Below are 18,924 nucleotides of genomic sequence, written 5' to 3' on the forward strand. Positions count from 1 at the left end.
CGCGGGCCTCGCGCCACTTCAATACTGGGTCAGATCCGCCAACGGATGCCGTCCCTCCGAGACCTTATGAAAGTGCGCCTCGACCACCGCATCCGGCACGTTATTGATGTCCGGCCAGTGCCAGTGCGGCTTCTGATCCTTGTCGATCAACCGCGCACGCACGCCTTCGCTGAATTCCGGATGGCGGCAGCAATTGAGGCTCAGGGTGTATTCCATCTGGAATACTTCGGCCAGCGACATGTGCCGCGCGCGGCTGATCTGTTCCCAGACCAGATGCGCGGTCAGCGGCGAGCCCTCGGTCATGGTTTTCGCCGCTCGGGCGATCAATGGATCGCTGCTGTCGCGGTGCAGACTGATGGCTTTCCACGCACAGGTGACGTCGCTGACGTCGAGCAGTTCGTCGATCAGCTGGCGACGCGGCAGCCACTGCGCTTCGGGCATTTGCTCAAGTGCCTCCTGCTGCAGAGCCTTGAGCAGGCTGTTGAGCTGCATGGCGGTCTGTTCCTGCCAGTTCAATTGCAGCAGGCCTTCGATCAATTGCGGTTGCTGTTCGTCGAGCAGGAAGCGATCGGCCAGATCCAGATCCAGCGCATCACGGCCGTTGATGTGCGCGCCGGTCAGGCCGAGAAACAAGCCGAGCTTGCCCGGCAATCGGGCGAGAAACCAACTGGCGCCGACGTCCGGATACAGTCCAATAGTGATTTCCGGCATCGCCAGACGGCTGCTCGGCGTGACGATCCGCGTGCTCGCGCCCTGCAACAGGCCCATGCCGCCACCGAGCACATAACCGTGACCCCAGCAGATCAGCGGCTTGGGATAGGTATGCAGGCTGTAATCGAGGCGATATTCCGCGCTGAAAAACTGCGCGGCCAACGGCGGCACTTCGCCGGGGTGAGCGCGGCAGGCTTCGACCAGGCTGCGCACCTCACCGCCGGCGCAGAAGGCTTTGGCGCCGTTGCCGCGCAGCAGCACGCAGACGATTTGAGGGTCATTGGCCCAGGCGTTCAATTTGTCGCTGAGGGCGTTGATCATCGACAGTGACAGCGCGTTCAACGATTTTTCGGCATCCAGGCTGGCGATGCCGATGCGGGCGCCGTCGGTGCCGGTAAGTTCTTCGAAGTGCAGATTCATCGTGACCTCGATCGGGAATTTGAGCGATCAGTATGATCGCTATGGGGGAAAGTGCCGGATCTGCGTCAGATCAATTGACAAGCGTGGTCGGCTTTCCTAGGGTTCGCCCCATTGTTTTTGCCGGAAATGACCATGACTGCTGACGACCGTATCAAACTCGAACCGAGCTGGAAGGAGGCACTGCGTGCTGAGTTCGACCAGCCTTACATGGCAGAGTTGCGCAGCTTTCTGCAGCAGGAGCGGGCAGCCGGCAAGGAGATCTATCCGCCGGGACCGCTGATTTTCAATGCGCTGAATTCGACGCCGCTGGATAAAGTCAAAGTGGTGATCCTTGGCCAGGATCCGTATCACGGCCCGGGCCAGGCCCATGGTCTGTGCTTTTCCGTGCAACCGGGCGTGCCGGCGCCGCCGTCGCTGGTCAACATCTATAAAGAGCTGAAGCGCGACCTCAATATCGACATTCCCAACCACGGCTACCTGCAGAGCTGGGCCGAACAGGGCGTGCTGCTGCTCAACACCACCATGACGGTTGAGCGCGCCAACGCCAACGCGCACAAGGACAAGGGCTGGCAGCACTTCACCGATCGCATCATTGAGGTGGTCAGCGAACGGCAGCCGCATCTGGTGTTCATGCTCTGGGGCGCCCATGCGCAGAGCAAGCAGAAGCTGATCGACGCGACCAAGCACCTGGTGCTGACCTCGGTGCATCCGTCGCCGTTGTCGGCCTATCGCGGGTTTTTGGGCTGTGGGCATTTCAGCCGAACCAACAAGTTTCTCGAACAGAATGGCGAAACGCCGATCGACTGGCGCTTGCCACCGATTTGATGTGTCGACCGGGTTGGCCCCTTCGCGAGCAGGCTCGCTCCCACAGGAATTGTGTGCAAGCCACAAACCCCCTGTGGGAGCGAGCCTGCTCGCGAAAAGAGCGACCCGATCTCGCAGACTTAGGCGGGATGACGATTCCAGTATTTGAACAACGGCTCCGCCAGAAACAGCACAAACAACAGCCGCATCACCTGCATCGCCGTCACCAGCGGCACCGACAGTTGCAGGGTCTCCGCCGTCAGGCTCATCTCGGCGATCCCGCCGGGCATCATGCCCAGGGTCAGCGAACGCAGATCCAGATGGGTCAATGCACTCAAGCCCAGCGCCGCCAGCGACGCGATCAACATGGTCAGCGCCGTGCCGATCAACGTCCGGCCCATGAACGACGGCGCGCGGCGGAAGAACTGCCGATTGAAGTGACAGCCCAGGCCGCTGCCAATCAGCCATTGGCCGATCTGACTGCCGCCATTGGGCAAACCGATGTGCAGATCCCAGGTGATGCTGACCGCTGCACTGACCAGTAACGGCCCGAACAGCCATGGATTGGGTTGGCGCAGACGCTGCCAGAGCCAGGCGAGCAGGGCGCCCGCCGGGAACAGAATCGCCAGCCAGCGCCAATCGACACTGCCGGCGTGAGAAATCGGCGTGCCGTCGCCGAGCAGATACTTGAATGCCGCCGGCACGCACAACACCACCACCAACACCCGCAGACTCTGCCCGGCCGCGACATGGCTGAGCAGTGCACCGTTACGAGCGCCGAGGTTGACCATCTCCCCGGAACCACCGGGCATGCTTGAGAAAAAAGCCGTGGCGCGATCCTCGCCGGTGCGGCGCATCAGCCACACGCCGACCACCGCCGACAGGCTGGTGACCAATGCACCGAAGAAGATCAAACCGAAATGACTGAGCACCTGTTCCATCACCAACGGGGTGAAGTGCAGGCCGATACCGATGCCGACGATCCACTGGCCGCACTTGCGCCCGCCAGGGATTTCCGCCAGTTGCCACGGCGTCAGGCAGCGCACCAGGATGATCGCCAGCAACGAGCCGACCATCCACGGTAGCGGCCAGCCGATCTGGCTGGCGATGAAACCGCCAAGCAGACCGACCAGCGGGGTGCCCCACCAGGCTTTCAGGGACAAGCGATCAAACATCGGCAATGACGCGCCGTGCCGCCGAACGTTTACGCCAGATGCGAATCAGCGGCATCAGCAGCATGATCGCGGTGAGGATCCAGCAACCGAAGGTGATCGGACTCGACCAGAGAATCTCCAGCGCGCCATTGGAGATCGACAGCGCGCGACGCAGGTTCTGCTCCATCAGGCCACCGAGGATGAAGCCCAGCAGCAGTGGCGACAGCGGGAAATCCAGCTTGCGCAGGATGTAACCGAAGATGCCGATACCGATCATCAGGAACAGATCGAAGGTGGTCGCGTGCACCGCGTAAACGCCGATCCCGGTGATGATCGCGATGATCGGCACCAGCGCCCAGTTCGGCACGGCGAGGATGCGGGTGAATACGCGGATCATCGGGATGTTGAGGATCACCAGCATCACGTTGGCGATGAACAACGACGCGATCAGACCCCAGACGATGTCCGGTTGCTGTTGGAACAGCAGTGGACCCGGGGTGATGTTGTACAGCGACAGCGCGCCGATCATCACCGCAGTTGTGCCCGAACCCGGAACGCCGAGGGTCAGCATCGGAACGAGAGCGCCGCACGCCGCGCCGCCGATTGCGGTCTCTGGCGCGGCCAGACCACGCGGATCACCTTCACCGAATTTGCCGCTGGTGCCGGCGATGCGCTTCTCGGTCATGTAGGCCACGGCACTGGCGAGCGTCGCGCCGGCACCGGGCAGCACGCCCATGATGAAACCGAGCACGCCGCAGCGGACGTTGACGACGAAAACCGACGCCGCTTCCTTGAAGTTGAACATCATCCGGCCGGTGGCTTTCACCGCTTCCTGGCCGTGGTGGGTCTTTTCCAGCAGCAGAAGGATTTCGCTGATCGAGAACAGACCCAGCACCAGCACGACGAACTGGATGCCGTCGGTCAGGTGAATGTTGTCGCCGGTGAAGCGGTACACGCCACTGTTGGCGTCGATGCCGACGGTGGAAAGGAATAGGCCGATCAGCGCCGCAATAAAGGTCTTCAACGGTCGATCACCGGCCATGCCGCCGAGACAGACAATTGCGAACACCATCAACACGAAGTATTCCGCCGGTCCGAAGGCAATCGCCCATTTCGCCAGCAGCGGCGCAAACAGGACCATGCCGCAGGTGGCGATGAACGCGCCGATGAACGAACTCCACGCCGACAGCGACAGTGCCACACCGGCCATGCCTTTGCGGGCCATAGGGTAGCCGTCGAGGGTGGTCATTACAGTCGAGGCTTCGCCCGGAATGTTCAGCAGGATCGAGCTGATCCGGCCGCCGTATTCGCAGCCCAGATACACCGCCGCGAGCAGGATCAACGCCGACTCCGGCGGCAGGCCGAGCGCGAACGCGATCGGAATCAGCAACGCCACGCCATTGATCGGACCAAGGCCCGGCAACAGGCCGACGACGGTGCCGATCAGAGTGCCGCACAGGGCGGTCACCAGGTTGTACGGGCTCAGCGCGACGCCGAAGCCCTGACCCAAATAGCCAAGGGTATCCATATCAGTTCTCCAGGACGCTGAGCAGGCCGAGGGGCAGCGGAACATCCATCAAGCGATCAAACAGCAGATAGAGACCAACCGCCATCAGGCTGATGATGACCACGCTCGGCAGCCAGCGGCCGCCATAGAGACGGGCCATCGGTACGCCGGTAATGATGCTGGCCACGATGAAGCCAAGGGGTTCGAAGGTGCCGGCAAACACCAGCAACAACACCACGCACAGACCTATCTTGGTCAGGGTTTCGCGATCCAGCGGCGGCTCATCCGGGTTGTGTTTGATGGGGGCCGGGCGAACCACCATGTACAGCAGCGCCAGCCCCATCAGGCCGAGCATCAGCAGCGGAAAGGCACGTGGGCCGACCGGTTCATAGGAAAAAGCCGCTTGGTACGGCCACGCCATCAGTGCCAGGCCGGCACACACCAGCAGCAACACCGAGGCGAAAATGCGTTGAATAAGCATGGGAGCTCCTGTGCTGCGTCCCCGCGTAGGAGACGCAGCCACTAGACAGAGACGATCACTGGATCAGGCCGAACTCTTTGGCCAGCACTTTGTAGTCGGCGACCTGCTTCTTCACGTAGGTGTCCAGTTCCGGGCCGGTCATGGCGAACGGGAACAGCTCACGCTGGTCGCGCAGCTTGGCGAACTCGTCGGAAGCCAGCAGTTTGTCGAACGAGTCTTTCCACCAGGCGTAGTCTTCGTCGCTGACTTTTGGCCCGAGGTAGAAGCCGCGCACCACCGGCCAGACGATGTCGTAGCCTTGCTCGCGAGCGGTCGGGATGTCCTTCATTTCCGGTTCGTCGAGACGCTTGTCCGAGAACACCGCGAGCAGGCGCATGTCACCGCTCTGGATGTGCGGCATGGAGTCGGAGATGTCGGTACTGCCGACCTGAATGTGGCCGCCGAGCAGGGCCGTGGCGATTTCACCACCGCCTTCGAGTGCCACGTAACGCAGTTCGCGCGGGTTGATACCGGCAGCCTTGGCGATCAGTGCGGTCTGCATCCAGTCCTGGCTGCCGACGGTGCCGCCGGAGCCGATAACCACCGAGCCTGGATCTTTCTTCAACGCCTGGACGAGATCGTCGAGGGTCTTGTAGGGCGAATCGCTTTTCACTGCGATGGCGCCGTAGCTGGTGCCGACGGCCGCGAGCCAGCGCACGTTGGTTTCATCGAAGCGGCCGAACTTGCCCTGGGCCAGGTTCAACAGCGAACCGCTCGACCACGCCACCAGCGTGCCGGCATCCGCCGGACGTTGTGCCACCACCGCGTTGTACGCCACCGCGCCGACGCCGCCGGGCATGTAGGTCACGCGCATCGGCTTGCTCAACAACTTCTGGTTGACCAGTGCGCTCTGCACCAGTTTGCAGGTCAGGTCGAAACCGCCGCCGGGGGAGGCGGGGGCGATGCATTCCGGACGTTTCGGCTCGGCCATGAGTTGGCCGGCAAACAGCATCGCGCCAGCGGCGAGAGCAACTTTACGCAGTGATACGTTCATTTGAGTCTCCAGAGGAGTTGTTGTTATGGATGGACCGAATGACCAAAGGGCAACGCGAAAACCTAGCGGCAGGCGCAGTTTTCTCGCGGCGCGCGCGCAACGACTGAAACAACGGAGGGGAAACAGGACTGCGGCGAGAAGCCGACGGTGCAACGGTGGAATCGAGCAAGGCGAGCAGGCATTACAGCCTTGGTGCGCATGGAGGGCATGCTGGGGTACTCCGTTATTGTTCTTATGAGTCGAAAACGCTTCATGGCGTTTTTCGTTGCGCTGTGTGGCGGCAGCGGCGACAGTCGAAACTGTCCGTGGGCCGACTCTAACCGGCTAACCTTTCAACAACCTTTCAATTGTCTTTCACGGTTTTTCGGGCTTCACAGCGGCGGTTGCGGCTGTAAACTCCGCGACAAAGCGTGGCGTCGGCCAACCCTGAACGAGGTAAAAATCCATGCGTGTCCTGCTCGTCGAAGACCATTTGCAACTGGCCGAAAGCGTGGCTCAGGCGCTCAAGAGCACCGGTCTGACGGTGGATGTGTTGCACGATGGCGTAGCTGCCGACCTGGCGTTGGGCAGCGAGGAATACGCCGTAGCGATCCTCGACGTAGGCCTGCCGCGCATGGACGGTTTCGAGGTGCTGGCGCGGCTGCGTGCACGCGGCAAAAACCTGCCGGTGTTGATGCTGACCGCGCGCAGTGACGTCAAGGATCGCGTGCATGGCCTCAATCTCGGTGCTGACGACTACCTGGCCAAGCCGTTCGAACTGACGGAACTGGAAGCGCGGGTCAAAGCCTTGCTGCGCCGTAGTGTCCTGGGCGGCGAGCGTCAGCAGCGCTGTGGCGTGCTGGCTTACGACCTCGATACGCGGCGCTTCACCCTCGGCGACGAACTGCTGACCCTCACCTCACGCGAGCAAGCCGTCCTCGAAGCGTTGATCGCGCGGCCGGGGCGAGTGATGAGCAAGGAACAACTGGCCGCGCAGGTGTTCGGCCTCGATGAAGAAGCCAGCCCCGACGCCATCGAAATCTACGTGCACCGCTTGCGCAAGAAACTCGATGGCCAGCCCGTGGCCATCGTCACCTTCCGTGGCCTCGGCTATCTGCTGGAAAGCCGCGATGCATAAGCCCAGCAGCCTGCGCTGGCGGTTGCTGTGGAACCTTGGATGGTTGCTGGTGGTGCTGATGCTCGCCAGCGGCTTGAGCGCTTACTGGAACGGTCGCGAAGCCGCCGACACCGCGTATGACCGCACGCTGCTGGCCTCGGCACGCACCATCGCTGCCGGGTTGTCGCAGCGCGATGGCAGCCTCAGCGCCGATGTGCCTTACGTGGCGCTGGACACCTTCGCCTACGACAGCGCCGGGCGCATCTATTACCAGGTCAACGACATTCACCAGAAGCTGATTTCCGGCTACGAAAATCTTCCCGGGCCACCGCCCGGCACGCCGCGCACCGACAGCTATCCGGCGCTGGCGCGCTTTTACAATGCGAAGTACAACGGCCAGAACGTGCGCGTGGTCAGCCTGCTCAAGGCCGTAAGCGAGCCGAACATGAACGGCATGGCGGAGATCCGCGTGGCTGAAACCGACGAAGCGCGAGTCAGTATGGCGCGCAGTCTGGCGGCCGATACGTTGCTGCGCCTGGGCATGCTGGCCGTGGGCGCATTGTTGCTGGTGTGGTTCGCGGTGAGTGCGGCGTTGCGCCCGCTGGAGCGGTTAAGAACCGCCGTTGAGGAACGCCAGCCCGACGACTTGCGGCCACTGCCGTTGGTGGAAGTGCAGCATGAACTGGGACCCTTGGTCCGCGCGCTCAATCATTTCACCGAAAGGCTACGCGGCCAGTTCGAGCGGCAGGCGCAGTTCATCGCCGATGCCGCTCACGAGTTGCGCACGCCGCTGGCGGCACTCAAGGCACGCCTGGAATTGGGCCTGCGCTCAAACGAACCGGAAACCTGGCGCACCACCCTTGAGTCATCCGCACAAAGCACCGATCGCCTGACCCATCTGGCCAATCAGCTGCTGTCGCTGGCCCGTGTCGAAAACGGTGCGCGGGCGATTGCCGAGGGCGGCGCGCAGTTGCTCGATCTGAGTCAATTGGCCCGAGAGCTGGGCATGGCCATGGCGCCTTTGGCGCACAAGCGCGGCGTGGCGCTGGCGCTTGAAGCGGATGAACCGGTGTGGCTGCGCGGTGAGCCGACGCTGCTCAATGAGCTGCTGAGCAATCTGGTCGACAACGCGCTGGCGCACACGCCGCCGGGCGGCAACGTGATTTTGCGGGTGACGGCGCCGGCGGTGCTTGAGGTTGAGGACGACGGGCCCGGGATCCCGCTGCATGAGCGCGATCGGGTGTTCGAGCGGTTTTACCGGCGTAATCAGCAGGTCGCCGGTTCAGGTCTGGGCTTGGCGATTGTCGGCGAGATCTGTCGCGCGCATCTGGCGCAGATCACCTTGCATGATGGCGAGCAGGCAGGGTTGAAGGTGCGGGTCAGTTTTATTGCCGGGTAATACTTTTGTGGCGGGGGATTTTCCCCCTGGTAGTAGTTTTGTGGCGAGGGGATTTATCCCCGCTCGGCTGCGCAGCAGTCGCGGTTCGGATCGCAGAGTCTAGGGTCGCTTCGCAACCCAACGGGGATAAATCCCCTCACCACAGGTCAGTAGAACATCGACCGCGATTCTTCCAGATCCGCGCAAAACTGCTTGTTCTCCGGATCAATCCCCAGCTTCCTGAACGCCGGCACGCTAAACGGATCAATCCGCGCAAACGGATGATCGGTGTCCTTGCGGCAATACAAATTGGCCACTTGCACGACATCGACGTAATCGATGCGCGTCGAGTCGCGGCTGAAGTCTTGATACAGCAATGGCAAATGCACCAGGCGCTCGGGAAACTCCCAGACCCGCAGCAATTTCTCGCCGAGCAATGGGTGAATCTGCTCGATCACATGGGTCAGGCTGACCGCATCAGAGAGCAGTTCATTGTGGTCTTCGGCGTAAGTCAGAATCGGCAGCACGCCAATCTGATGCACCAGCCCGCCGAGTGCCGCCTGATCGGGTTTGAGCTGAGTGTGACGACGACACAGGGCATAGCTGACGCCAGCGATTTCCAGACTGCTGCGCCAGACTTCGCGCATCTTCTGTTCGACCACCTCGGAGCGGGCATTGAAGATCTGCTCCATCACCAGACCGATCGCCAGGTTGCTGCTGTAGTTGATGCCCAAACGGGTAATGGCGGTGTGCAGGTCGGTGACTTCCTGCGCAGCGCGCAGCAGCGGACTGTTGACCACTTTGATCAGGCGCGCCGACAGCGCGGTGTCGCGGCCGATGACTTTGCTCAGATCGCTGACGCTGATTTCCGGATCCTCGGCGGCCTTGCGAATTTGCAGGGCCACTTCCGGCAACGTTGGCAGAACCAGGTCATCGTTATCGATGGCCGCAACCAAATCCTGTTGGACCTTTTCCGCCAGTTCGCTCATTTGGACTCTCTAGGGTGTTGCAACAATGCTGCGATCAACGCTGGATTTCGCGGTCGCGATCCAGTTCGTAAGGCAGGTCGAGCACGTGCAACGCGGGGCCTTCGAGGGCGCCCAGACGCAAATCACCGGCTTCGGCAGCTTCGGCCTGCAACACGGCCAGGAGTTCAATGTTTCCCTCGGCATTGGCCGCCAGCACCACTTCGCCGATCGAGCTGTTGTGGCTGGGGGCGAACAGTTGAGTGCCGGGCTCCGGCAACTCGGCCGCGTCGAGGCGCAGGCGGTACAGGCGCCGCTTGAGCTTGCCCAGGTACTGCATGCGCGCGACGATTTCCTGGCCGGTGTAGCAGCCTTTCTTGAAACTCACGCCGCCGACCGCCTGCAAATTGAGCATCTGCGGGATAAACAGCTCGCGGGTGGAAGGCATGACCTGGCCGATACCGGCGCGGATCTGGCCCAGCAGCCATTGATTCAGTTCGCCCTCAGCCAGCGTGGCGGACAGTCGGCTTTGAATGTTTGGCGCCTGAGCGGCAGGCACCCAGAGTTCGGCGCGCTCGGGCGAAACGCGAATTGCGATCAGGCCTTCGTTGCGCACAACGCTGTCGGTTTCGGCGGGCAGTGCCAGACCGAGGCTGGTCAGGGCTGCATCGCCATGTGCCACACCGAAGCGCACCCAGGCGGCGCTTTCATCGGTCAGTTTCGATTTGGAGAACACTGCGTACTTTTTCAGGTCGGCCAGTTGCGGCTCGAGCAGCTCGCTGGCCATCGCCATCACCACGCCGTCACCTTCAAGCAGAATACGGAAGCTCGACTGCATCCGGCCTTTCTGTGTGCAGCGGGCGCCGAGGCTGGCGCGGGTGTCGCTCAGGTAATTGATATTGCAGGTCAACTGGCCTTGCAGGAATTTTCCGGCGTCCGCACCGCGAACCGCGAGTACGCCTTCATGAGACAGGGTGCAGAAAAAAGCAGAATCGGCCATGGGTCATCGCAGGGTAAATAGACTGGGGCACATCATAAGGGGGCAGGGTTGAAATGGGTAGTTGATAAAGGATCACGGGTGCCCGACCAAAGCCGACTGTGCGGCCCGCGCCGGGGCTGTATACTGCCCGGCAAATTCGAGGAGGGCTCCATGGTCGAACAAGTTGAACTGAATCGCCTCTTTTGGCACAGCCGTCGCGGCATGCTTGAGCTTGACGTGCTGCTGGTGCCGTTCGTGCAGGAGGTTTACGCGACGTTGAATCAAGTGGATCGCGATCTGTACGTGCGTTTGCTGACCTGTGAGGATCAGGACATGTTCGGCTGGTTCATGGAGCGCAGCGAGTCGGAAGATCCCGAGCTGCAACGCATGGTCCGGATGATTCTGGATCGTGTCCAGCCCAAGTAATACGTTCGAATGCCGCTGGCATGCCTCACGGCAGTTGCTGGCGGCGTATCTGTTGGCCCAGGCGTTCGCCGTGGGTTCGCTGTGTCTGCTGTCGATTCCGCTCTGGGCCAGTCTGCTCGGCACTTGCGTCTGTGCGCTGCATGGTTTTTGGGTGCTGCCACGGCAGATTCTGCTGAACCACCCGAAAGCATTCTGCGGCTTGCGCCGCGATGGCGATGGCTGGCAGGTCTGGAATCAGGCTGATGGCTGGCAAGCGGTGCAACTGCGCCCGGACAGTCTGGCGCTGCCATTGATTGTGGTGTTGCGCTTTCGTTTGCGCGGAGAGTGGCGGGTCAGGTCGATCTGCGTGCCACGTGACTCGCAGGCGGCGGATCTGCACCGACGCCTGCGAGTGCGGCTCAAGTTCAGCCGGCGTAGGTGGGCGGCACCAGAATAGTGTCGAGCGCTTCGGGCAGCATATCCGGATAGTCGAGGGTGTAGTGCAGCCCGCGACTTTCCTTGCGTTCCATGGCTGAGCTGATCATCAATTCGGCAACCTGTGCCAGGTTGCGCAACTCGATCAGGTCGCGGCTGACTTTATAGTTGCTGTAAAACTCATCGATCTCATCCAGCAGCAGACGCACCCGGTGCTGCGCCCGTTGCAGGCGCTTGTTGGTGCGCACGATGCCGACGTAGTCCCACATGAATCGGCGCAACTCGTCCCAGTTGTGCGCGATGATCACGTCTTCATCCGAGTCGGTCACCTGACTGGCATCCCAGACGGGCAGGGCGCTTGGCGCCGCAACGTCATCGAGTTGCGCAAGAATGTCCGCCGCTGCCGAACGGGCATAAACGAAGCATTCCAGGAGTGAGTTGCTGGCCATGCGATTGGCGCCGTGCAGGCCGGTGAAGCTGGTTTCGCCGATGGCGTAGAGGCCGGGCACGTCGGTGCGACCGTGCTGATCGACCATCACCCCGCCACAGGTGTAGTGCGCGGCGGGGACCACCGGGATCGGTTGTTTGGTGATGTCGATGCCGAAGCCCAGGCAGCGTTCATAAACAGTCGGGAAGTGAGTTTTTACGAACGATTCAGGCTTGTGGCTGATGTCGAGATATACGCAGTCGACACCCAGGCGCTTCATCTCATGGTCGATGGCCCGCGCGACGATGTCACGAGGCGCCAGCTCGGCGCGTTTGTCGAAGCGATACATGAAGCGCTCGCCGTTGGGCAGCTTCAAATGCGCGCCTTCGCCACGCAGCGCTTCAGTAATCAGGAAACTCTTGGCTTGCGGGTGATACAGGCAGGTCGGGTGGAACTGGTTGAATTCCAAGTTCGCCACCCGGCAACCGGAGCGCCAGGCCATGGCGATGCCGTCACCGCAGGCGCCGTCGGGGTTGCTGGTATAAAGGTAGACCTTGGCCGCGCCGCCCGAAGCCAGAATCACGAAACGTGCGCCGTAGGTGTCGACTTCGCCCGTGGCGCGGTTCAGCACGTAAGCGCCCAGGCAGCGATCGCCTTCCATGCCCAAGCGGCGCTCGGTGATGAGATCAACGGCCACCCGCTGTTCCAGCAGTTCGATGTTCTCGCGCTCTTTGGCCCGGGCCAGCAAGGTTTTGAAGATCGCGGCACCGGTGGCGTCTGCAGCATGGATGATGCGCCGATGACTGTGGCCGCCTTCGCGTGTCAGGTGAAATTCGAAACCACCATCTTCAGTGCCGGACTGTTCGTCGCGGGTGAACGGCACACCCTGGTCAATCAGCCATTGGATGGCTTCGCGGCTGTGCTCGACGGTGAAACGCACAGCGTCTTCGTGACACAAGCCGCCGCCGGCGTTGAGGGTGTCGTCGACGTGGGATTCGACAGTATCGGTATCGTCGAGCACGGCGGCAACGCCACCCTGGGCCCAGAATGTCGAACCGTTGGCGAGATCGCCTTTGCTCAATACGGCAATGCGCAGATGACCGGGCAAGGTCAAAGCGAGAGTCAAACCGGCAGCACCGCTGCCAATCACCAGAACATCGTGTTGGAACTGTTGGCTCATTTCAGGATTCCGCTCAAAGCGACCCGGGTCGGGGTTGGCGCAAGACAGCTGGATCGGCGAGTCAAGACAGCCACACAGCCCACTAGTATATAGAGGGGTTGGGCGGCACAATAGCCAGGCCCAGATGGCATTGTGAGACTACTGCGCGGTAAAAAGCGCTGTGCTTCGTCGGAAGTTTTTTTGCCGGTTTGGGAAAAAGACACCTGTATCGGCGCTGAAACAGACTTTTCCGAGCAGGGTTGCGCAATGTCAGGTGGGTACGGCTATAAATAATTGGAACTTTTGCCAAAGGCCCAAGATCAATAGACGGTGCCAGAAACCAGGGACAGTGTCGGCTTCAGTGCGGAATCTGCGTTTGGATTCCTGCCGGCGAAACCGATAACAAGATTATTCGCGCAGCCGGTTTATCCCGCGCTGCGTTTTTCGTGCGTGCCAAATCAGAGCTCGCAGGAAACTTGCTTGGAGGGGGAGAACTTTTGCGAAAAGCCCGAGTCTATGTTTGCAAGTCTGGTCGTTTAGTAATGCAAGTCTCCTCCGGGCTTATCGAGGAGTGTTCATGCTAACCCAGGAAGAGGATCAGCAGCTGGTCGAACGCGTACAGCGTGGCGACAAGCGAGCTTTCGATCTGCTGGTGCTGAAATATCAGCACAAAATTCTCGGGTTGATCGTGCGTTTTGTGCACGACACCCATGAAGCCCAGGACGTTGCTCAGGAAGCCTTTATCAAGGCGTATCGGGCACTTGGAAATTTCCGCGGTGACAGTGCGTTTTATACGTGGCTGTACCGTATTGCCATTAACACGGCAAAGAACTACCTGGTTTCCCGCGGCCGTCGGCCGCCGGATAGCGATGTAAGTTCGGAGGATGCAGAGTTCTACGATGGCGATCACGGCCTCAAGGATCTCGAATCACCAGAACGTGCATTGCTGCGGGATGAGATCGAAGGCACCGTCCATCGGACCATCCAGCAACTGCCAGAGGATTTGCGTACGGCTTTAACTTTACGTGAATTCGATGGTCTGAGTTACGAGGACATTGCGAGCGTCATGCAGTGTCCGGTGGGTACCGTGCGCTCCCGGATTTTCCGCGCTCGGGAGGCCATCGACAAAGCCCTGCAACCGTTGTTGCAGGAAAACTGAGACAGCGGCGACAGCCAAGAGAGGAACGCCATGAGTCGTGAAGCCCTGCAGGAATCGCTGTCCGCAGTGATGGATAACGAAGCGGACGAACTGGAATTGCGTCGAGTGCTTAGCGCACTGGATGATGTTGATACCCGTGAGACCTGGGCTCGTTACCAGATCGCTCGGGCAGCCATGCACAAGGATCTGCTGCTTCCGCGTCTGGATATCGCTGCGGCAGTATCCGCTGCGCTGGAAGACGAAACGGCTCCGGCCAAAGTATCCCGCAGCCCATGGCGTAACCTGGGTCGCCTCGCTGTTGCCGCTTCGGTAACCGTGGCCGTTCTGGCCGGTGTTCGCCTGTACAACCAGGACGAAATCGCTGGTGTTGAACTGGCCCAGCAGTCGAACCAGCCTACTCTGGCCACTCCACAGGTCAAAGGTCCGGCAGTTCTGGCTGGTTACAGCGAAAGCTCGGAAGCGACTGGGCCTATGGCTAACGGCGTTCTGCAAGGTCAGCCAGGCTGGCATGATCAGCGTCTGCCAGGCTACCTGCGTCAGCACGCTCAGCAGGCTGCACTCAAAGGAACTGAAAGCGCGCTGCCATACGCACGTGCCGCAAGCCTGGAAAACCGTTAAGGAGGATCATGCGCGCCATCCCTCTACTTTCGCTTCTGCTCAGTGGCTGGTTCATCGTTCCAGCCCACGCTGACGAGGCCCAGGACTGGTTGACCCGTCTGGGCCAGGCCGAGCAGCAGCAAAGCTTTCACGGTACTTTCGTTTACGAGCGGAACGGCAGTTTTTCCACGCACAACATCTGGCATCGTGTCCAGAATAGCCAGGTCCGCGAGCGGTTATTGCAGCTCGACGGTTCGGCTCAGGAAGTCGTGCGCATTGATGGACGTACTCAATGCGTCAGCGGCACCCTGATTGCGGGACTGGGTGATTCACCCAATGCTGCCGCCCGTGCACTTGATCCCAAAAAGCTGAAGAATTGGTATGACCTTGCCGTCATCGGCAAGTCGCGCGTGGCCGGCCGTGATGCAGTGATCGTGGCACTGACGCCACGTGATCAGCACCGCTACGGTTTCGAGCTGCATCTGGACAAGAAAACCGGCCTGCCGCTCAAATCGTTGCTGTTGAACGATAAAGGGCAATTGCTCGAGCGCTTTCAGTTCACTAGCCTCGACACTGATGAAGTCCCGTCGGACAAAGACTTGATGGCAGACGCCGATTGCAAGCCGATCAACATCGGTAATGACAAGGCTTCTGCGGCGAAGACCGTGCAAAACTGGCGTTCGGACTGGCTGCCGCCAGGCTTCGAGTTGACCAGCAGCAGTTCACACAAGGATGCGCAGACCAAGACCCAGGTCAGCAGCCTGATGTATGACGATGGCCTGGCGCGTTTCTCCGTGTTCCTTGAACCGTTGAACGGTGCAACCGTCACCGATACTCGTACCCAGTTGGGCCCTACCGTCGCGGTATCCCGTCGTTTGACTACACCGCAAGGTGAAATGATGGTCACGGTGGTTGGCGAAATCCCGATTGGCACCGCCGAACGAATTGCTCTATCGATGCGTAACAACGATGGCGCTGCGACCAGCAAGCAGTGAGCTGATTTCAGTCATTTCCACCTCGTCGTCGAGACGTCGAAATGTTTGCTGAGCATTTTCATTTGCAAAACCCCTGAAAATTTTTTATAGGTCAGAGCCTCACGGCTCTGGCCTTGTTTGTTGTTCCCGGAACAAAAATACCGGTCTGTGGTTTCCGGTGTTCCTTTGCTCCATATCGCTTAACCCTGCTCGTCGTAACGGGAGCTGTATGTCGATACCTAGTTTGAAATCTTATCTTTCCATCTTCGCCACCGTGCTGTTGCTCGGTCAGGCGGTCCCTGCTGCGCAAGCGGCCGATCTGCCTGATTTCACCCAGTTGGTCGAACAAGCGTCGCCAGCGGTAGTGAATATCAGTACCACGCAGAAACTGCCGGACCGTCGCGTGAATCAGCAGATGCCGGATCTGGAAGGCCTGCCACCGATGCTGCGCGAATTCTTCGAGCGCGGCATGCCGCCTCAGCAGCGCTCACCGCGTGGCGACGGGCGTCAGCGTGAAGCGCAATCGCTGGGTTCGGGGTTCATCATTTCGCCGGACGGCTACATCCTCACCAACAACCACGTGATCGCCGATGCTGACGAAATCCTCGTCCGTCTGGCTGACCGCAGTGAGATGAAAGCCAAGCTGGTCGGCACCGATCCACGTTCCGACGTGGCGTTGCTGAAAATCGAAGGCAAGGATCTGCCGGTGCTCAAGCTCGGCAAATCCCAGGATCTGAAGGCTGGCCAGTGGGTCGTCGCGATCGGTTCGCCATTCGGCTTTGACCACACCGTGACCCAAGGCATCGTCAGCGCCGTCGGTCGTAGCCTGCCAAACGAAAACTATGTGCCGTTCATTCAGACCGACGTGCCGATCAACCCGGGCAACTCCGGTGGCCCGCTGTTCAACCTGAACGGTGAAGTGGTCGGCATCAACTCGCAGATCTACACCCGCTCCGGTGGCTTCATGGGCGTGTCGTTTGCCATCCCGATCGACGTGGCGATGGACGTTTCCAATCAGCTCAAAAGCGGTGGCAAAGTCAGCCGCGGCTGGCTGGGCGTAGTCATTCAGGAAGTGAACAAGGACCTCGCCGAGTCGTTCGGTCTGGACAAGCCAGCTGGCGCGCTCGTTGCACAGATCCAGGATGACGGCCCTGCGGCCAAGGGCGGCCTGCAGGTTGGCGACGTCATCCTGAGCATGAACGGTCAGCCGATCGTCATGTCTGCCGATCTGCCGCATCTGGTCGGCGCGCTGAAGGCTGGCGCCAAAGCTAATCTGGAAGTGATTCGAGAAGGCAAGCGCAAGAACGTCGAGCTGACTGTCGGCGCAATCCCGGACGAGGATAAAGAGCTGGACGCACTGCCGAAATCCGGCGCGGAAAGCAGCAGCAACCGCTTGGGTGTCGCGGTCGGCGAATTGACCGCCGAGCAGAAGAAAACCTACGACCTCAAAGGTGGTGTGGTGATCAAGGAAGTGCAGGACGGTCCTGCGGCCCTGATCGGTCTGCAGCCGGGTGATGTGATTACTCATCTGAACAACCAGGCCATTGGTTCGGCCAAGGAGTTCACCGACATCGCCAAGGCGTTGCCGAAGAACCGTTCGGTGTCGATGCGCGTGCTGCGTCAGGGCCGTGCCAGCTTCATCACCTTCAAACTGGCAGAATAAGCCAGCAACAAGGTAAAAAAGAAACCGCCTCGAAAGAGGCGGTTTTTTTGTGTCTGCAGTTTTTGTCTTGTCTCGAAAGACTCAGCCCATCATGTCCTTGACCATGCGTTCCTGCTCCATCAGCTCACGCTGGCGGGCATCGATGCGCGAAGACAGCGGGAAGTTGTTGCCAGCCTTGCGCTTGGCGAAGTCCAGCTGCTGAATGGCCTGGCGGTAATCGCCGACCAGCGCAAAATACTCGGCTCGCGCCTGGTGCAGGCCGATGATGTTGCCCGACAAACCACGGGTTTCAGCAACCTGATACCAGACGTCCGGGTCATCCGGGCGGGACTTGAGCAGGCTGTCCAGCGCCTTCTCGGCATCTGCGGCGCGATTCTGTTTCAACAGCAGATCGACACGCACCTGATTCAGCGGATAGTTGCCCGGGAACTGCGTGAGCATGCGGTCGACCCGTGACTGCGCATCGGGCAGGCGATTGTTGGTGATGTCCAGATCGACCTGAGCGAGGTTGTAGATGATCTCGTTTGGCGACTTGGCCAACAATTGCTTGAGGTTCTCTCGCGCTTCGTTGAGCTGGCCGCCCTTGATCTGGGCGATGGCGAGGCCGTAACGTGCCACATCGTTTTTCGAGTTCTCATCGAGCAGGGCGCGGAAACGCTTGGCGCCCAGTCCCGGGGTTTCTTCGTAGATCAACTGCACCCGCGCGCGGATCAACTGGTAGCGCATGCTGTCTTCGATGCCGCCCGGTTTCGCCTGCTCGGCGCGGTTGCGGGTATCGGCGATACGCGATTCGGTGACCGGGTGAGTCAGGAGGAATTCCGGCGGTTTGGCGTCAAAGCGGTACTGGCGCATCAGGCGTTCGAACATGGTCGGCATCGAGCGCGGATCGTAACCGGCCTTTTCCAGGTTGAGGATGCCGATGCGATCTGCCTCCTGTTCGTTTTGTCGCGAGAAGCGCCGTTGTTCCTGCAACGCCGCAGCCTGGGTGCCAGCGATGGTGGCGATGCCGGCATCACCGCCGCCGGCCGCCGCAATGACAATGCCGGCCAGCAACGCGGCCATCATCGGCACCTGCATTCTTTGTGAAGCTTCCACCCCGCGAGCAAAGTGGCGTTGCGACAAGTGCGCCAATTCGTGAGCGAGCACCGAGGCGTATTCACCTTCGGTCTGGGCGTTGAGGAACAGGCCGCCGTTGACCCCGACCACGCCGCCCGGCGCTGCAAAGGCGTTGAGTTGCGGGCTGTTGATCAGGATGAATTCCAGACGTCGGTCGGAAACCTGACTGGTCTCGACCAGCTTGTACACGCTGGATTCGACGTAGTCCTTGAGCTGCGGATCGTTGAGCTGGGAAACCTGACTGCGCAGCATGGCCAGCCATGCGCGGCCGAGCTGGTATTCCTGTTGCGGCGAGACAATGGCAGAGCTGGCGTCGCCGAGTGACGGCAGATCGTCGGCAAAGCCTGGTGAGGCGAGCAGGCAAGCGAGCGTCAGCAGGGTAGGGCGCAGAAAAGTCATGCACAAAGCCTTGGAGGACAAAGACCTTACTGTAGCCGGACACCGAAGCCGCGACCAGATAT

18 protein-coding genes are annotated in these 18,924 nt (G+C 60.6%); 9 read left to right on the top strand and 9 right to left on the bottom strand.

The window, feature by feature from the left end; all coding sequences use genetic code 11:
* Positions 1 to 18: 18 nt before the first annotated feature.
* Entirely contained in the window at positions 19 to 1,131 is a 1,113-nt protein-coding gene (locus AB4O45_RS19930) for an enoyl-CoA hydratase/isomerase family protein (RefSeq protein WP_460160455.1), read from the bottom strand.
* A gap of 132 nt (positions 1,132 to 1,263) precedes the next feature.
* Between AB4O45_RS19930 and ung the strand changes: the two genes are divergently transcribed.
* On the top strand, positions 1,264 to 1,956 hold the full coding sequence (ung, locus tag AB4O45_RS19935) for a uracil-DNA glycosylase (protein WP_252877641.1): 693 nt from the start codon (positions 1,264 to 1,266) through the stop codon (positions 1,954 to 1,956).
* A 119-nt stretch (positions 1,957 to 2,075) separates the two neighbouring features.
* Here the strand turns inward: ung and AB4O45_RS19940 are convergent, their stop codons facing one another.
* The 4 genes from AB4O45_RS19940 to AB4O45_RS19955 are packed head-to-tail and all read right to left on the bottom strand — an operon-like array spanning position 2,076 to position 6,110.
* Positions 2,076 to 3,110 (bottom strand): AbrB family transcriptional regulator, encoded by a 1,035-nt coding sequence (locus AB4O45_RS19940; RefSeq protein ID WP_056783516.1) that lies wholly within the window; start codon positions 3,108 to 3,110, stop codon positions 2,076 to 2,078.
* Positions 3,103 to 4,617: a tripartite tricarboxylate transporter permease gene (locus AB4O45_RS19945; protein WP_016771277.1), complete on the bottom strand. Its 1,515-nt coding sequence runs from the start codon at positions 4,615 to 4,617 to the stop codon at positions 3,103 to 3,105. The genes AB4O45_RS19940 and AB4O45_RS19945 overlap by 8 nt, the downstream gene beginning before the upstream one ends.
* Position 4,618: 1 nt before the next feature.
* Complete coding sequence (locus tag AB4O45_RS19950) at positions 4,619 to 5,077, bottom strand: tripartite tricarboxylate transporter TctB family protein (protein ID WP_095180598.1); 459 nt, start codon at positions 5,075 to 5,077, stop codon at positions 4,619 to 4,621.
* A 55-nt stretch (positions 5,078 to 5,132) separates the two neighbouring features.
* Positions 5,133 to 6,110 (bottom strand): Bug family tripartite tricarboxylate transporter substrate binding protein, encoded by a 978-nt coding sequence (locus tag AB4O45_RS19955; protein ID WP_024011991.1) that lies wholly within the window; start codon positions 6,108 to 6,110, stop codon positions 5,133 to 5,135.
* 445 nt (positions 6,111 to 6,555) lie between these two features.
* Between AB4O45_RS19955 and AB4O45_RS19960 the strand changes: the two genes are divergently transcribed.
* Together AB4O45_RS19960 and AB4O45_RS19965 are read left to right on the top strand one after the other, a co-directional pair.
* Positions 6,556 to 7,227: a response regulator gene (locus AB4O45_RS19960; protein ID WP_024011992.1), complete on the top strand. Its 672-nt coding sequence runs from the start codon at positions 6,556 to 6,558 to the stop codon at positions 7,225 to 7,227.
* Positions 7,220 to 8,605, top strand: coding sequence for a sensor histidine kinase (locus AB4O45_RS19965; protein ID WP_039760888.1), 1,386 nt, complete (start codon positions 7,220 to 7,222; stop codon positions 8,603 to 8,605). The genes AB4O45_RS19960 and AB4O45_RS19965 overlap by 8 nt, the downstream gene beginning before the upstream one ends.
* A gap of 146 nt (positions 8,606 to 8,751) precedes the next feature.
* On the opposite strand, the gene AB4O45_RS19970 is transcribed toward AB4O45_RS19965, so the two are convergent.
* Together AB4O45_RS19970 and ygfZ are read right to left on the bottom strand one after the other, a co-directional pair.
* Positions 8,752 to 9,573 (bottom strand): HDOD domain-containing protein, encoded by an 822-nt coding sequence (locus AB4O45_RS19970; RefSeq protein ID WP_016770675.1) that lies wholly within the window; start codon positions 9,571 to 9,573, stop codon positions 8,752 to 8,754.
* Positions 9,574 to 9,607: 34 nt separating this feature from the next.
* A complete protein-coding gene (gene ygfZ, locus AB4O45_RS19975; RefSeq protein ID WP_150636508.1) occupies positions 9,608 to 10,549 on the bottom strand; it encodes a CAF17-like 4Fe-4S cluster assembly/insertion protein YgfZ in 942 nt (313 codons plus the stop codon).
* Positions 10,550 to 10,699: 150 nt separating this feature from the next.
* Here ygfZ and AB4O45_RS19980 point away from each other — a divergent pair, with 150 nt between their 5' ends.
* Both AB4O45_RS19980 and AB4O45_RS19985 read left to right on the top strand, forming a co-directional pair.
* Positions 10,700 to 10,954 carry an FAD assembly factor SdhE gene (locus AB4O45_RS19980; RefSeq protein ID WP_007911418.1) on the top strand — a complete coding sequence of 85 codons (255 nt, stop codon included), beginning with the start codon at positions 10,700 to 10,702 and terminating at the stop codon, positions 10,952 to 10,954.
* The gene (locus tag AB4O45_RS19985) at positions 10,938 to 11,390 is read left to right on the top strand and encodes a protein YgfX (RefSeq protein ID WP_150742395.1); all 453 of its coding nucleotides are present in this window, start codon (positions 10,938 to 10,940) and stop codon (positions 11,388 to 11,390) included. The genes AB4O45_RS19980 and AB4O45_RS19985 overlap by 17 nt, the downstream gene beginning before the upstream one ends.
* Here AB4O45_RS19985 and nadB read toward each other — a convergent pair.
* Entirely contained in the window at positions 11,359 to 12,975 is a 1,617-nt protein-coding gene (nadB, locus tag AB4O45_RS19990; protein ID WP_460160456.1) for an L-aspartate oxidase, read from the bottom strand. The two genes, AB4O45_RS19985 and nadB, sit on opposite strands and share 32 nt — an antisense overlap.
* A gap of 556 nt (positions 12,976 to 13,531) precedes the next feature.
* Here nadB and rpoE point away from each other — a divergent pair.
* The 4 genes from rpoE (at position 13,532) to AB4O45_RS20010 (ending at position 17,347) form a co-directional block, all read left to right on the top strand.
* Positions 13,532 to 14,113 (top strand): RNA polymerase sigma factor RpoE, encoded by a 582-nt coding sequence (rpoE, locus tag AB4O45_RS19995; RefSeq protein ID WP_003172477.1) that lies wholly within the window; start codon positions 13,532 to 13,534, stop codon positions 14,111 to 14,113.
* Positions 14,114 to 14,143: 30 nt separating this feature from the next.
* Positions 14,144 to 14,731, top strand: a complete 588-nt coding sequence (locus AB4O45_RS20000; protein ID WP_008077804.1) for a sigma-E factor negative regulatory protein — start codon at positions 14,144 to 14,146, stop codon at positions 14,729 to 14,731.
* An 8-nt stretch (positions 14,732 to 14,739) separates the two neighbouring features.
* Positions 14,740 to 15,705: a MucB/RseB C-terminal domain-containing protein gene (locus AB4O45_RS20005; protein ID WP_460160457.1), complete on the top strand. Its 966-nt coding sequence runs from the start codon at positions 14,740 to 14,742 to the stop codon at positions 15,703 to 15,705.
* Between the two features lie 208 nt (positions 15,706 to 15,913).
* A complete protein-coding gene (locus tag AB4O45_RS20010) occupies positions 15,914 to 17,347 on the top strand; it encodes a DegQ family serine endoprotease (protein ID WP_039760902.1) in 1,434 nt (477 codons plus the stop codon).
* A gap of 81 nt (positions 17,348 to 17,428) precedes the next feature.
* On the opposite strand, the gene AB4O45_RS20015 is transcribed toward AB4O45_RS20010, so the two are convergent.
* Positions 17,429 to 18,862, bottom strand: coding sequence for a M48 family metalloprotease (locus AB4O45_RS20015; RefSeq protein WP_252887450.1), 1,434 nt, complete (start codon positions 18,860 to 18,862; stop codon positions 17,429 to 17,431).
* Positions 18,863 to 18,924 lie beyond the last annotated feature (62 nt).

The sequence above is a fragment of the Pseudomonas sp. S2_B10 genome (assembly GCF_054668425.1).